Source organism: Duganella sp. CF458, assembly GCF_900113115.1.
In the GTDB taxonomy this organism is placed as follows: domain Bacteria; phylum Pseudomonadota; class Gammaproteobacteria; order Burkholderiales; family Burkholderiaceae_D; genus Rugamonas.
Genome location: NZ_FOOF01000004.1, coordinates 18,867 through 32,847, shown reverse-complemented (window position 1 = coordinate 32,847; position 13,981 = coordinate 18,867). Strand labels below are relative to the sequence as shown.

Annotated in this window: 14 protein-coding genes; all 14 read left to right on the top strand. The window is 61.4% G+C overall.

Going from position 1 to position 13,981, the window contains the following annotated elements; genetic code table 11:
* Positions 1 to 3 precede the first annotated feature (3 nt).
* Complete coding sequence (rpsB, locus tag BM269_RS07145; RefSeq protein ID WP_090436338.1) at positions 4 to 756, top strand: 30S ribosomal protein S2; 753 nt, start codon at positions 4 to 6, stop codon at positions 754 to 756.
* Between the two features lie 145 nt (positions 757 to 901).
* On the top strand, positions 902 to 1,816 hold the full coding sequence (gene tsf, locus BM269_RS07140; RefSeq protein ID WP_090436337.1) for a translation elongation factor Ts: 915 nt from the start codon (positions 902 to 904) through the stop codon (positions 1,814 to 1,816).
* A gap of 164 nt (positions 1,817 to 1,980) precedes the next feature.
* A complete protein-coding gene (gene pyrH, locus BM269_RS07135; protein ID WP_090436336.1) occupies positions 1,981 to 2,697 on the top strand; it encodes a UMP kinase in 717 nt (238 codons plus the stop codon).
* 33 nt (positions 2,698 to 2,730) lie between these two features.
* Positions 2,731 to 3,291, top strand: coding sequence for a ribosome recycling factor (gene frr, locus BM269_RS07130; protein WP_090436335.1), 561 nt, complete (start codon positions 2,731 to 2,733; stop codon positions 3,289 to 3,291).
* Between the two features lie 65 nt (positions 3,292 to 3,356).
* The gene (gene uppS, locus BM269_RS07125; protein ID WP_090436334.1) at positions 3,357 to 4,106 is read left to right on the top strand and encodes a polyprenyl diphosphate synthase; all 750 of its coding nucleotides are present in this window, start codon (positions 3,357 to 3,359) and stop codon (positions 4,104 to 4,106) included.
* 43 nt (positions 4,107 to 4,149) lie between these two features.
* Positions 4,150 to 4,986: a phosphatidate cytidylyltransferase gene (locus tag BM269_RS07120; RefSeq protein WP_090436333.1), complete on the top strand. Its 837-nt coding sequence runs from the start codon at positions 4,150 to 4,152 to the stop codon at positions 4,984 to 4,986.
* A gap of 8 nt (positions 4,987 to 4,994) precedes the next feature.
* Complete coding sequence (ispC, locus tag BM269_RS07115) at positions 4,995 to 6,167, top strand: 1-deoxy-D-xylulose-5-phosphate reductoisomerase (protein ID WP_090436332.1); 1,173 nt, start codon at positions 4,995 to 4,997, stop codon at positions 6,165 to 6,167.
* A gap of 15 nt (positions 6,168 to 6,182) precedes the next feature.
* Entirely contained in the window at positions 6,183 to 7,547 is a 1,365-nt protein-coding gene (gene rseP, locus BM269_RS07110; RefSeq protein ID WP_090436331.1) for an RIP metalloprotease RseP, read from the top strand.
* Between the two features lie 17 nt (positions 7,548 to 7,564).
* A complete protein-coding gene (gene bamA / locus BM269_RS07105; RefSeq protein WP_090436609.1) occupies positions 7,565 to 9,898 on the top strand; it encodes an outer membrane protein assembly factor BamA in 2,334 nt (777 codons plus the stop codon).
* Between the two features lie 44 nt (positions 9,899 to 9,942).
* Positions 9,943 to 10,455, top strand: a complete 513-nt coding sequence (locus tag BM269_RS07100; protein WP_229204529.1) for an OmpH/Skp family outer membrane protein — start codon at positions 9,943 to 9,945, stop codon at positions 10,453 to 10,455.
* A 19-nt stretch (positions 10,456 to 10,474) separates the two neighbouring features.
* On the top strand, positions 10,475 to 11,530 hold the full coding sequence (gene lpxD, locus BM269_RS07095; protein ID WP_090436329.1) for a UDP-3-O-(3-hydroxymyristoyl)glucosamine N-acyltransferase: 1,056 nt from the start codon (positions 10,475 to 10,477) through the stop codon (positions 11,528 to 11,530).
* Positions 11,527 to 11,988: a 3-hydroxyacyl-ACP dehydratase FabZ gene (gene fabZ, locus BM269_RS07090; RefSeq protein ID WP_055924214.1), complete on the top strand. Its 462-nt coding sequence runs from the start codon at positions 11,527 to 11,529 to the stop codon at positions 11,986 to 11,988. The genes lpxD and fabZ overlap by 4 nt, the downstream gene beginning before the upstream one ends.
* Before the next feature lie 5 nt (positions 11,989 to 11,993).
* Positions 11,994 to 12,785, top strand: a complete 792-nt coding sequence (gene lpxA, locus BM269_RS07085; protein WP_090436328.1) for an acyl-ACP--UDP-N-acetylglucosamine O-acyltransferase — start codon at positions 11,994 to 11,996, stop codon at positions 12,783 to 12,785.
* Positions 12,769 to 13,923, top strand: coding sequence for a lipid-A-disaccharide synthase (gene lpxB / locus BM269_RS07080; protein WP_090436327.1), 1,155 nt, complete (start codon positions 12,769 to 12,771; stop codon positions 13,921 to 13,923). The genes lpxA and lpxB overlap by 17 nt, the downstream gene beginning before the upstream one ends.
* Positions 13,924 to 13,981 lie beyond the last annotated feature (58 nt).

Here is a 13,981-nt window from a genome sequence, read left to right as displayed (position 1 = left end):
ATAATGTCTGTAACGATGCGTGAAATGCTGGAAGCCGGCGTCCACTTCGGTCACCAAACCCGTTTCTGGAACCCAAAGATGGCTCCGTTCATCTTCGGCCACCGCAACAAGATTCACATCATCAACCTGGAAAAGACCCTGGCCATGTACCAGGACGCGATGAAAACCATCCGTCAAATCTCCGCTTCCCGTGGCACCATCCTGATGGTTGGCACCAAGCGCCAGGCTCGCGACATCATCGCTGCTGAAGCTCAGCGCGCCGGTGTTCCGTTTGTTGACCAGCGTTGGCTGGGCGGCATGCTGACCAACTTCAAGACCATCAAGACCTCGATCAAGCGCCTGAAAGACATGGAAGCTTCCATCGAAGACGGTTCCGTCGAGAAGCTGTCGAAGAAAGAAGCACTGCTGTTCCGTCGCGAACTGGACAAGCTGCAGAAATCCATCGGCGGCATCAAGGATATGGGCGGTGTTCCTGACGCAATCTTCGTGGTTGACGTTGGTTACCACAAAGGCGCGATCACCGAAGCCGCTAAGCTGGGCATTCCAGTGATCGGCGTGGTCGATACCAACCACTCCCCAGAAGGCGTGACCCACGTCATCCCTGGTAACGACGACTCCTCCAAAGCGATCACCCTGTACGCTCGCGGCGTAGCAGACGCGATCCTGGAAGGCCGTGCAAACGCTACCACTGAAGTCCTGGAATCCATCAAGACTGCAGCTGGCGACGAGTTCGTAGAAGTTAACGAGCAGGCTTAATTGCCTGGCCGTCGCAAGACGGCTTCAGCTTGAGAAAGGGGTGGCCCACCAGCTCCCCCTTTTTTTTAAACAGAATACTCCGGAAGAGCTGGCTGCCTGTGGCGCCGCCCCGGAACAGAATCCCAACCGAATACAGGAGAAACACATGGCAGCAATTACTGCAGCAATGGTAGGCGAACTGCGCGCAAAAACCGACGCGCCAATGATGGAATGCAAAAAAGCGCTGACCGAAGCCGGCGGCGACATGGACAAAGCGGAAGAGCTGCTGCGCGTTAAGCTGGGCGGCAAGGCTGCCAAGGCATCCGCCCGCGTTACCGCGGAAGGCGTGGTTGCCTCCTTCATCGCCGGCGGCGTTGGCGCCCTGGTCGAAGTGAACTCCGAGACCGACTTCGTTGCCAAGAACGACGACTTCCTGGCCTTGGCTGCCCTGGCTGCCAAGCTGGCTGCTGAACAAAACCCGGCTGACGTTGCAGCCCTGCTGGCACTGCCAGCTGGCAACGGCCAGACCCTGGACGAAGTGCGCGCTGCCCTGGTTGGCAAAATCGGCGAAAACATGTCGATCCGTCGCTTCCAGCGTTTCGAAACCACCGGCAAGCTGGCTTCCTACCTGCACGGCACCAAGATCGGCGTGATCGTCGAGTTCGACGGCGCCGACGAGCAAGTTGGTAAAGACGTGGCCATGCACATCGCTGCAATGAAGCCGGTTGCCCTGTCGTCCGAGCAAGTGCCTGCCGACCTGATCGCTAAAGAGCGTTCGGTTGCCCAGGCCAAGTCCGACGAAGATGCAGCTGCTGCTGTTGCCGCTGGCAAGCCTGCCCAGCCAGCCGACATCGTTGCCAAGCGCATCGATGGCGCTGTTGCCAAGTACCTGAAAGAAGTGTCGCTGATGAACCAGGCTTTCGTGAAGAACGACAAGCAGTCCATCGAGCAGATGCTGAAAGCCGCCAACACCACCGTCAAGGGCTTCACCATGTACGTCGTGGGCGAAGGCATTGAAAAGAAAGTTGACGATTTCGCGGCGGAAGTCGCAGCCCAGATGGCTGCCTCCAAAGGCGCATAATCAAGAGAACGGGCCGAAAGGCCCGTTTTTTTAAGCCTGCTGTAAAGGGGTGTTAAGTCTTTTTTAAGGCTTTCAATCCTGAATTAAACGGTGGACAATGGCATTTCCGTTATCATTGCCGCCGAAGCCACACCGAACAAAACATTTAAAAGGAGCCCCAGCTCATGTCAAAACCAGCCTTCAAGCGCGTCCTCCTGAAATTGTCCGGCGAAGCCCTGATGGGCGATGACCCGTACGGCATCAACCGCGGCACTATCGAACGCATGGTGGCGGACGTCGCCGAAGTAGCAAAGCTGGGCGTTGAACTGGCGGTCGTGATTGGCGGCGGCAACATCTTCCGTGGCGTGGCGCCTGGCGCCCAGGGCATGGACCGTGCAACCGCCGACTACATGGGCATGCTGGCCACCGTGATGAACGCGCTGGCCTTGGCCGACGCGATGAAACACGTCGGCGTGACCGCTCGCGTGATGTCGGCCATCGGCATCGAACAGGTGGTCGAGCCTTACGTGCGCCCGAAAGCCCTGCAGTACCTGGAAGAGGGCAAGGTCGTCGTCTTCGCCGCCGGCACCGGCAACCCGTTCTTCACCACCGACACCGCAGCGGCTCTGCGCGGTTCGGAAGTGAGTGCGGAAATCGTGCTGAAGGCCACCAAGGTCGATGGCATCTACACCGCCGACCCGAAGAAGGATCCGAACGCCACCATGTACCACAAGATCAGCTTCGATGAAGCGATCGCCAAGCACCTGCAAGTCATGGATGCCACCGCCTTTGCGTTGTGCCGTGACCAGAAACTGCCGATCAAAGTATTCTCGATTACCAAGCCGGGCGCGTTAATGAACGTGATTATGGGCGAGGAAGAGGGTACACTGGTCCACGTTTAAAATATTTCAAGTAATTGCAACAGGAGAGCAGCAATGTCTATCGCTGACATTAAAAAGAACACTCAGGACCGCATGGTCAAATCGCTGGAAACCCTGAAGGCCGACCTGGCCAAAGTGCGTACCGGCCGCGCCCACGTGGGTATCCTGGACCACGTGATGGTTGACTACTACGGCAACCCGACCCCGCTGAACCAGGTTGCCAACCTGACCCTGGTCGACGCGCGCACCATTGGTGTAGCCCCGTTCGAAAAGAAAATGGGCGCCGTCATTGAAAAAGCGATTCGTGATTCCGACCTGGGCCTGAATCCGGCTTCGCAGGGCGACATGATCCGCGTGCCGACCCCGCCGCTGAACGAAGAGCGCCGCAAGGAAATGGTCAAGCTGTGCAAGGGCGAAGGCGAAGACGCCAAAGTCGCGGTGCGCAACATCCGCCGCGACGCCAACGAAGGCTTGAAAAAGCTGGTGAAGGACAAGGCGATTTCAGAAGATGAAGAGCGCCGCGCAGTTGACGAAGTGCAGAAGCTGACCGACAAGTTCATCGCCGACATCGACAAGACCGTCGCCGAAAAAGAGAAAGAAGTCCTGACCGTCTAAGGTCCCGAAACCGGGGAGGATAGGGGTATTGCCCCTGCCTCCCCGGATTTTTAGTTTACGCACCTATGAAATATTCGAGTTCGACAACCGCAGTTCCTGAGGCGCCCAAGGTGCCGCGCCACCTGGCGATCATCATGGACGGCAATGGGCGCTGGGCCACCAAGCGTTTCCTGCCGCGCGTGGCGGGCCACGTCAAAGGCGTGGAAGCGGTACGTACCGTGGTGGAAGCCTGCGCCGAGCGCGGCATCGAGTACCTGACCGTCTTTGCATTCAGTTCCGAAAACTGGCGCCGTCCGGAAGAGGAAGTTTCGCTGCTGATGAAACTCTTCGTTACCGCCCTGGAGCGCGAAGTGGCGAAGATGCATGCGAACAATATCCGCTTGAAGGTGGTGGGCGACCTGTCGCGCTTCGACCAGAAGCTGCAGGACATGATCGCCAATGCCGAGCGCAAGACCGCCAACAACACCCGCCTGACCGTCACCGTGTGCGCCAACTATGGCGGGCGCTGGGATATCATGCAGGCAGTCGGCAAGATGGTGGCCGAGCATCCGGGTGCGACCGATTTCTCGGAAGAGCAGCTGGCGCCGTACCTGTCGATGGCGTATGCGCCGGAGCCGGACCTGTTCATCCGTACCGGCGGTGAAGAACGCATCTCCAATTTCCTGCTGTGGCAACTGGCCTATACGGAGCTGCATTTCACCGACACCTACTGGCCCGACTTCAATGCCGAACGCCTGGATGAGGCGATTGCCTCCTACCAGGGCCGCGAACGCCGCTTTGGCCGCACTGGCGACCAGGTGGCAAAGAAAAGCTGATACAAGCGAATAAGCTGACAAGCGCTAACAAGAGCCAATAACAATGCTGAAAACCCGCGTGATTACCGCCGTCCTGCTGCTGGCGGTATTGTTGCCTGTCCTGTTCTCCGGCTACCAGCCGGCGGTGAATGTGGTGGTGGCTGTGTTCTTCGCCGCCGCCGTGTGGGAAGCCTTCCGACTGTTCAAGAACCGCGCCGCGATCGTCGTGGCGGCGGCATGGACGGCGGCCTTTGTCTACACCTTCTTCTTCAATGCAGGCCTCGGGCAAGCCCAGTTCTGGCTGGCCATCGGCGCCGCCATCTGGCTGATCCGCTTTGCGCCGTCCCTGAAGCTGGGCTTGCCGCCGGCCGAAGGCATGGGCAACACCATGCTGAGCATGGTGTACGCGGTGACCCTGGTGGCCTGCTTCGTCGCCATCCTGCTGCTGTTCGCGCGCGGCCCGGTCTACCTGCTGTCGGTGATGGCTATCGTGTGGGCGGCGGATATCTTCGCCTATTTCTCTGGCAAAGCCTTCGGCAAACATAAGCTGGCACCCACCATCTCCCCCGGCAAGTCGTGGGAAGGCGCGGTGGGCGGCCTGGTCGCCGTACTGCTGCTGGCCGGCGCCACCGTGCTGCTGGCGCCATCGGTGCCGCTGCTGCAGGAAACCTTTGCGGTGCGCCTGGCCGGCCGCATGGGCTGGGGCATCATGCTGGCCGTGCTGGTGCTGATCGTCGCCGCCTCCATCGTCGGCGACCTGTTTGAATCCATGCTCAAGCGCCGCTCCGGCATGAAGGACAGCAGCAACCTGCTGCCCGGCCATGGCGGCGTGCTTGACCGTATCGACGCGCTGGTGCCGGTGCTGCCCATCGCTGCGTTGATCACCCCAAGGCTGTTCTAAGGAATTCCATGCAACGCATTACCATTCTCGGCGCTACCGGCTCGATCGGCGTCTCCACGCTGGACGTCGTTGCGCGCCACCCGGACCGCTACGCGATCTACGCGCTGACCGCCCATAGCCGCGTCGAAGAACTGGCGGCCCAGTGCATCCAGTTCCGCCCGGCGCGCGCCGTGGTGGGCAGTGCCGCCGCAGCCGGCCAGCTGGGCGCTTTGCTCAGTGCCGCCGGTTGCCGCACCGAAGTGGAGTGGGGTGAAGCCGCGCTGTGCGCCGTTTCCTGCGCCGCCGACACCGATGTCGTGATGGCGGCCATTGTCGGCGCCGCCGGCCTGGCGCCGACGCTGGCGGCAGCCCGCGCCGGCAAGAAAGTCATGTTGGCCAACAAAGAGGCGCTGGTCATGTCCGGCCAGCTGTTCATGGATGCCGTGGCTGAAAGCGGCGCCGTGCTGCTGCCGATCGATTCCGAACACAATGCGATCTTCCAGTGCCTGCCGCAAGGCTATGGCCGGGTGCCGGCGGCCGCCGGCGTCACCAAGATCCTGTTGACCGCTTCCGGCGGCCCGTTCCTGAAGCGCGACGTCGCGACGCTGGAAAACGTGACCCCGGACGAGGCTTGCAAGCACCCCAAGTGGGTGATGGGCCGCAAGATTTCGGTCGATTCAGCGACCATGATGAACAAGGGCCTGGAAGTGATCGAAGCCCACTGGCTGTTTGGTGCCCCGGCCGAACAGATCGAAGTGGTGATCCATCCGCAATCGGTGATCCATTCGATGGTGTCCTACAACGACGGCTCGGTGCTGGCGGAGCTGGGCAACCCGGACATGCGCACGCCGATCGCCCATGCCCTGGCTTACCCGGAGCGCGTCGCCTCCGGTGTGGCGCAACTGGACCTGACCCAGGTCGGCACCTTGCAATTCGAAAAGCCCGATTTCAAGCGCTTCCCCTGCTTGGCGCTGGCCTTCGATGCCTTGCGGGCAGGCGGCACCGCGCCGGCCTTGCTGAATGCTGCCAACGAGGTGGCGGTGCAAGCCTTCCTCGACGAGCGCATCGGTTTCCGCCGCATCGACCGGGTGATCGCCCAGGTCATGGACGAATTGCCGCATGGCGCGGCCAGCAGCATCGAAGCCGTGATGGCGCAGGATGCGCTGGCACGGGCCGTGGCAGAACGGATTATCGCCGGATAAGCAGCACAGAAGCCCATGGACACTTTCCGCACCATACTCGCCACGATCGTCTGCCTTGGCTCCCTGATTATCATCCACGAGTTGGGGCACTACCTGGTGGCACGCTGGTGCGGTGTCAAGGTGTTGCGTTTCTCGGTCGGCATGGGCCGCATCGTCTGGATGCGCAGGTTCGGCAAAGACCAGACTGAGTGGGCCCTTTCCGCCATCCCGCTGGGCGGCTACGTCAAGATGCTGGACGCGCGCGAAAGCGATGTGTCCGGCCTGCCGGCCGAAGACCTGGCCCGCGAATTCACCCGCCAGAATGTCTGGAAACGCATCGCCATCGTGGCCGCCGGCCCGCTGGCCAACTTCCTGCTTGCTATCGCCTTGTACGCCGGCCTGTACATGTCCGGCGTGCGCGAGCCGACTGCGCGCCTGGCCGAACCTGCGAAGGCAACGGCTGCCGCCAACGCCGGCCTGCACCGGGGCGACCTGGTCAAGTCCGTCAACGGCGATGCGGTGCAGGGCTGGTCCGAGCTGCGCTGGGCCATCATCCAATCCGCCATCCACAAGGACGGCCTGAAGCTGGTGGTCGAGCGCCCCGGCTACGGCGAGCTGCGCGTTGCGCTGCCGGCCGAAGCCGCAGCCCATGTGAGCCTGGAAGACGACGTGCCGGCCGTGATTGGCCTGGACCTGATGCGCCCGCCGCCGGTGATTGGCCGCATGCAGGAGGGCGGTGCGGCCCGCCGCGCCGGCATGCTGAAAGGCGACGTCATCGTTGCGGTGGACGGGCAGCCGATCGACGATGCGCGCGGTTTCGTGGCCGAAGTCCTGCGCTCCCCAGGCCGCAAGCTGGTGGTGACCGTGCTGCGCGAGGGCCGCCAGCAGCAATTGGAACTGACCCCCGACGCGGTCGAGGACCGGCAGGCAAACAGCAAAGGTCTTGTAACAGTCGGTAAGATCAAGGCCGAACTGGTGGGCGCAGTTGATACGATGGTGGTGCATTACGGGCCGCTGGAGGCGACTGCCAAAGCCGTGCGCCAGGTGAAGGAAATCTGCACCATGACCTTCAAGATCCTGGGCCGCATGATTGTCGGTGAAGTCTCCCTGAAGAATATTACCGGCCCGTTGACCATCGCCGAATATGCCGGGGAAACGGCGAAAATGGGCGCCGAGCCATTTATCGCCTTCGTCGCCTTTATCAGCGTGAGTCTTGGACTGATGAATTTGCTGCCAATTCCTGTTCTGGATGGGGGGCATTTGCTGTATTATTCGCTGGAAGTTTTGACAGGGCGCCCCGTTTCCGAGCGCTTTGGAGAAATGGCGCAGCGTATTGGACTGGGATTGCTGGTGTCGTTAATGGCGCTGGCGATATTCAATGACCTGGCCCGGCTGCTTTAATTTTTTTCGATTTGCCGATGAAATTACACACTGATCGTATCGCTCCTCAATTCCGCCGCACCCTGGTAGGCGCTGCCGTCCTGGCCTTCTGCTCCGGCAGCGCAATCGCCGCCGAGTCGTTTGTCGTCAAGGACATCCGCGTCGAAGGCATCCAGCGTACCGAAGCCGGTACCGTGTTCAGCTACCTGCCGGTGCGCGTGGGCGAAACCTTCAGTGACGACAAATCCGTAGCCACCATCAAGGCCCTGTACGCCACCGGCATCTTCAAGGATGTGAAGCTGGAGCGCGACGGCAATGTGCTGGTGGTGATCGTGGAAGAGCGCCCGGCCATCGCCAAGGTGGACTTCAAGGGCACCCACGAATTCGAAAAGGACATGCTGGTCAAGGCGCTGAAGGACATCGGCGTCGGCGAAGCCAAGACCTTCGACAAGGCATCGGTCGACCGCGCCGAGCAGGAATTGAAGCGCCAGTACCTGTCGCGCGGCCTGTACGGCGTGAAAATCACCACCACCGTGACGCCGATGGAGCGCAACCGCGTCAGCATCGACTTCGAGGTCGATGAAGGCGACGTGGCGCGCATCAAGCAGATTAATATCGTCGGCAACAAGGCTTTCAGCGACAAGGAGCTGAAAGAGCAGATCGCCCTGAATACCGGCGGCTGGTTCAGCTGGTACACCAAGTCCGACCAGTATTCCAAGACCAAGCTGAATGGCGATATCGAGACCCTGAAGTCCTGGTACCTGGACCATGGTTATATCGAGATGAACGTCGATTCGACCCAGGTCTCGATTACCCCGGACAAGAAGGACATCTACATCACCATCAATATCACCGAGGGTGAGAAGTACACGGTCTCCGACATCAAGTTCGAAGGTGAAATGTTCGGCCGTGAAGACGAGTTGCGCCAGCTGGTGCTGCTGCAGAAGGGTAAGCTTTACTCCGGCAAGCTGCTGACCGGCACCAACAAGCTGATTACCGACCGCCTGGGCACCTTCGGCTTCGCTTTCGCCAACGTGAATGCCAACCCGGAAATCGACCAGGCCAAGCGCGAAGTCGCGTTCACCTTCTTCATCGATCCGGGCAAGCGCGCCTATGTGCGCCACGTGAACATCTCGGGCAACACCACCACCCGCGACGAAGTTATCCGCCGCGAATTCCGCCAGTTCGAATCGAGCTGGTACGACGCTTCCAAGATCAAGCAATCGCGCGACCGCGTCGACCGCACCGGCTACTTCAAGGACGTGACGGTCGATACGCCGGAAGCACAGGGCACCTCGGACCAGGTGGACATCAACCTGTCCGTGGTCGAGCGCCCGACCGGCAACTTCCAGATCGGCGGTGCGTTCTCGCAAGCCGAGAAGTTCACCTTCAACGCGGCGATCCAGCAGGCCAACTTCGCCGGCTCGGGCAACACGGTGGGCCTGGAACTGAATACCTCGAAGTACAGCCGTACCATCGCGTTCTCGCACACCAATCCCTACTTCACGCCGGACGGCATTTCGCGCAGCTATGAGCTGTACCTGCGTACGTTCCGCCCGCCAGCGGTGAATACCGGCTTGTACACCATCAAGCAGACCGGCGGCCGCGTGAGTTTCGGCGTGCCGTTCTCCGAACAGGACACCATCTTCTTCGGTATCGGCCTGGAAAAATCGAACGTGGAAACCGACGAATCGTCGCCGACCTACTTCAAGCAGTACGTGCGCGACCTGGGCGGCCCGGCCAACGGCGTCGGTTCCGTCAACGCCTACTCGGTACCGCTGACCGCGGCCTGGGCGCGCGACAGCCGCGACTCGGCCATGACGCCGACCCTGGGTTATATGCAGCGCATCAACCTGGAACTGGACGCGATCGGCGAGTCGAAGTACTGGCGTGCCGTGTACGAAACCCAGTGGTACAAGCCGCTGACCAACAAGATCACCCTGGCGCTGAAAGGCGAGGTTGACTACGGCCGCGGCTTCGGCGGCAAGAACTACCCGGTGTTCAAGAACTTCTACGCCGGCGGCATCGGTTCGGTGCGCGGCTACCAGAGCTCCTCGCTGGGCGCGGTCGACCCACGCTACGGCGACTCGCTGGGCGGTGCTTCGCGCCTGATCGGTAACGCCGAACTGCAGATGCCGTTCCCCGGCCAGGGGCAGGACCGTTCGCTGCGCTGGTTCGGTTTCCTCGATGGCGGCCAGGTGTACGCGGAACGCCAGAAGATGCGCTTGTCCGAGCTGCGCTTCTCGGCCGGCCTGGGCCTGAGCTGGATTTCCCCGGTAGGCCCGCTGAAGTTGAGTTATGCTTTGCCTCTGAACGACAAACTGGGTGACCGCCTGGAACGCTTCCAGTTCCAGATGGGTACTGGTTTCTGATGCATTTAGTGCACCAAAGCAACTTATTTGGACGGAGAATCGAGTTGAAGACTGCAACCGCTACCCTGGGCAAGATCGCTGCCGTACTGGCGCTGGGCATGATGGCCTCGGCACCGGCGCTGGCGCAGTCCTCCCGGATTGCCTGGCTGAGCGCCGAGCGCATCTACAACGAATCGAAGCTGGCCAAGCTGGCCGACGGCAAGCTGCGCGACGAGTTTTCCAGCCGCGAAAAAGCGCTGCAGGAACTGGCCATGCGCTCCAAGGCAGCCGCCGAAAAATGGGAAAAGGAAGGCACCGCCAAGCCCGAGCCTGAGCGCAGCAAGCTGCAGCGCGAAGCTTACGAGGCGGACCTGAATTTCCAGCGCCGCCAGCGCGAATTCCGCGAAGACTTGAACCAGCGCACCAACGAAGAGCGCGCTGCGATCGCCGAAAAGGCGACCAAGATCATCAAGCAGCTTGCAACGACCGAAGGCTACGACATTGTCCTGCAGGACGCCGTGTGGGCCAGTCCGCGCATCGACATCACCAACAAGGTGCTGGAAGCGCTGGACAAATAACCGATAGATTGGATTTAAGATGGGCCTTCGACTAGGAGAACTGGTCGAGCGCCTGGGCGGCCAACTGGTGGGGGACCCGGAACTTTATGTTGCCGGGATCGCGCCGTTGACCGATGCAGGCGCTTCGCATATCAGCTTCCTCAGTAACAGCAAATTCCGCTCGCAAGCGGGGCAAAGCCAGGCGGCAGCCCTGATTGTCAGCGCCAATGACGATGCCACCGTGGCCGAGACCTATACGGGTGCCCGCATCGTCGTCAAGAATCCCTATGTGTACTTTGCCCGTGCCGCGCAGATCTTCGAAGCGCAGACGGCGTACGTGCGCCCGGCAGGCGTGCACCCGACGGCTTACGTCGACCCGGCTGCCAGCGTGGACCCGAGCGCCCATATCGGCCCCAAAGTGGTGGTCGAAGCCGGCGCCGTGATCGGCGCCGGCGTGGTGCTGGACGCCGGCTGCTATATTGGCCGCGACGCCCAGGTGGGCGAGGGCAGCCATTTCTTTGCCAACGTGACCTTCCATTCGAAGTGCGTGATCGGCAAGCGCGGTATCATCCACTCGGGCGCCGTGATCGGGACCGACGGCTTCGGCTTTGCCAACGACGGCGGCGTCTACGTGCGCATCCCGCAGGTGGGCCGGGTGGTGATCGGCGACGATGTCGATATCGGCGCCAACACCACCGTCGACCGCGGCGCGTTGGCGGACACTATTATTGAAGACGGCGTGAAGCTGGACAACCAGATCCAGATCGGCCACAACTGCCATATCGGCGCGCACACGGCAATGGCCGGCTGCGTCGGCGTGGCGGGCAGTGCGAAAATCGGCAAGTACTGCACCTTCGGTGGGGCGGCGATGATCCTGGGCCACCTGACGATCGCGGACCACGTCCATATTTCGTCGGGCAGCCTGGTATCGCGTTCGATCACCGAAGCGGGCCAGTACACGGGCTTTTACCCGTTGGCCAAGAACAGCGACTGGGAGAAGTCGGCTGCGATTGTCCGGAACTTGCCGACGATGCGCGATAAAATGCGCGCCCTGGAAAAAACCATTAAAACTAAAACCGAAGACGAAGAATCATGACGACTACCGAAAACAAAACGATGGACATCTGCGAGATCAAGGCGTACCTGCCGCACCGCTACCCGCTGCTGCTGGTCGATCGCGTCATCTCGTATGAAGAGAACAAGTCCATCACCGCGATCAAGAACGTCACCGTGAACGAAGAGTTTTTCAACGGCCACTTCCCGCACAAGCCGGTGATGCCTGGCGTGCTGATGATCGAAGCGATGGCGCAGACCGCAGCCCTGCTGTCGTTCAAGTCCATGGGCATCAAGCCGGACGAGAATTCGGTGGTGTACTTTGTCGGCATCGACAACGCGCGCTTCAAGCGCCCGGTTGGCCCTGGCGACCAGTTGAAGATGGACGTGGAAATCCTGCGCAATGCGCGCGGCATCTGGAAGTACAAGGCGGTCGGCTCGGTCGACGGCCAGGTAGCGCTGGAAGCTGAGCTGATGTGCACCATCCGCTCCGTGGAGTAAGCAGCATGGCGACCATCCACCCAAGCGCGATTGTCGACCCGAAGGCCGAACTGGCCGCCGGCGTCGAGATCGGCCCATACACGATCATTGGCCCGAACGTGGTGATTGGCGAGAACACCGTGGTGGGCCCGCACGTCGTGATCGAGGGCCATACCACGATCGGCAAGAACAACAAGTTCTTCCAGTTCTCGTCCATCGGCGCCGCGCCGCAGGACAAGAAATGGAACGGCGAACCGACCCGCCTGGAGATCGGCGACGACAACACCATCCGCGAATTCTGCACCTTCAACGTCGGCACGGTGCAGGACAAGGGCGTGACCAGGCTGGGCAACAACAACTGGATCTCGGCCTATGTCCACCTGGCGCATGACTGCGTGGTCGGCAACAACACCATCTTCTCCAACAACGCCCAGATGGCGGGCCATGTGGAGATCGGCGACTGGGTCATCATGTCGGGCTTCGCCAACGTGCACCAGTTCTGCAAGATCGGCGCCCACGCTTTTGTCGGCATGAGCACCAGCCTGACCCAGGACGTGCCCCCGTTCGTGCTGTTGAACGGCAATCCGGCGGCAGCCCACGGCGTCAATATCGAAGGCCTGAAACGGCGCGGCTTTACCCGCGAGCAGATCAATGCCATCCGCAACGCCTACAAGCTGCTGTACCGCTCCGGCCTGACGCTGGACGAAGCCAAGGCGGCGATGATCGCAGCCGAAGCCGAACTGCCTGAGGCGGACGTGCTCCACGCGCGCGCGATGCGCGAATTCCTCGATACGACCACCCGTGGCATCGTCCGCTGACGTATCGATCGCAGTAGTCGCCGGCGAACCTTCCGGCGACCTGCTGGCAGGCCGCCTGTTGGGCGGCCTGCGCCCGCACCTGCCCGACGCGCGCTTCCACGGCATCGGCGGCCCGGCCATGATGGAACATGGATTCGAGTCGCAGTGGCCGATCGAGAAGATGACCGTGCGCGGGCTGTTCGAAATCATTCCACGCTACCGCGAGCTGAAAGGCATCCAGGACACGCTGCGCGACCAGTTGCTGGCCGATCGGCCGGCCTGTTTCATTGGTGCCGACTATCCGGGCTTCAACCTGGGGCTGGAAGCGCAGTTGCGCGCCGCCGGCATCCCGACCGTGCATTACATCGGCCCGCAGATCTGGGCCTGGCGCGGCGGCCGCATCAAGAAAATCATCAAGTCGGTATCGCATATGCTGGTGATCTTCCCGTTCGAGGAAGAGATCTACAAGAAAGCGGGCGTACCGGTCACCTACGTCGGCCACCCGCTGGCCGAAGTGATCCCGCTGCAGCCCGACGAAGCGGCCGCGCGCCGCCAACTGGGCCTGGCGGACGACGCCAACGTGGTCTGCGTCATGCCGGGCAGCCGCATGGCGGAACTGAAGTACAACACGGCCGCCTTCATCGGCGCCTGCAAGCTGCTGCTGCAGCGCGACCGCACGTTGAAGTTCGTGGTGCCGATGGCGGGAGAAAAGCAGCGCAAGTATTTCCTGGAACTGATCGCCGAAGCCGGCCTGCAGGATGTCGAGCTGATGCTGCTCGATGGCCAGTCGCACAGCGCCATTTGCGCCGCCGACGCCGTGCTGGTTGCCTCCGGCACCGCTTCGCTGGAAGTGGCGCTGTTCAAGAAGCCGATGGTCATCGCCTACAAGATGATGGCCGCGTCCTGGCATATCATGAGACATATGGGCTACCAGCCATGGATCGGCCTGCCGAACATCCTGGCGCGCGAGTTCCTGGTGCCGGAAATGCTGCAAAACGCAGCCACTGCCGAGACCTTGGCCGACGCCATGTGGAAACAACTGAGTGACGTGCCGCACCGCCTGCAACTGGCGCAGCGCTTCACCGACATGCATCACAGCCTGCTGCGTAACAGCGCCCAGGAAGGCGCCGCCGCAGTCCTAAAGGTCATCAACAGATAAGCCCGTGTCCCACCATGGGGTCACACCCGAAATGAGACACGATCCCAGCCGTATCGCG

Bases quoted from the DNA above. Each gene is read 5' to 3' on its own strand.
- rseP (WP_090436331.1), top strand. From the start codon at position 6,183: ATGGACACTTTCCGCACCATACTCGCCACGATCGTCTGCCTTGGCTCC.
- lpxA (WP_090436328.1), top strand. From the start codon at position 11,994: ATGGCGACCATCCACCCAAGCGCGATTGTCGACCCGAAGGCCGAACTG.
- lpxD (WP_090436329.1), top strand. From the start codon at position 10,475: ATGGGCCTTCGACTAGGAGAACTGGTCGAGCGCCTGGGCGGCCAACTG.
- rpsB (WP_090436338.1), top strand. From the start codon at position 4: ATGTCTGTAACGATGCGTGAAATGCTGGAAGCCGGCGTCCACTTCGGT.
- frr (WP_090436335.1), top strand. From the start codon at position 2,731: ATGTCTATCGCTGACATTAAAAAGAACACTCAGGACCGCATGGTCAAA.
- BM269_RS07120 (WP_090436333.1), top strand. From the start codon at position 4,150: ATGCTGAAAACCCGCGTGATTACCGCCGTCCTGCTGCTGGCGGTATTG.
- bamA (WP_090436609.1), top strand. From the start codon at position 7,565: ATGAAATTACACACTGATCGTATCGCTCCTCAATTCCGCCGCACCCTG.
- pyrH (WP_090436336.1), top strand. From the start codon at position 1,981: ATGTCAAAACCAGCCTTCAAGCGCGTCCTCCTGAAATTGTCCGGCGAA.
- fabZ (WP_055924214.1), top strand. From the start codon at position 11,527: ATGACGACTACCGAAAACAAAACGATGGACATCTGCGAGATCAAGGCG.
- uppS (WP_090436334.1), top strand. From the start codon at position 3,357: ATGAAATATTCGAGTTCGACAACCGCAGTTCCTGAGGCGCCCAAGGTG.
- ispC (WP_090436332.1), top strand. From the start codon at position 4,995: ATGCAACGCATTACCATTCTCGGCGCTACCGGCTCGATCGGCGTCTCC.
- tsf (WP_090436337.1), top strand. From the start codon at position 902: ATGGCAGCAATTACTGCAGCAATGGTAGGCGAACTGCGCGCAAAAACC.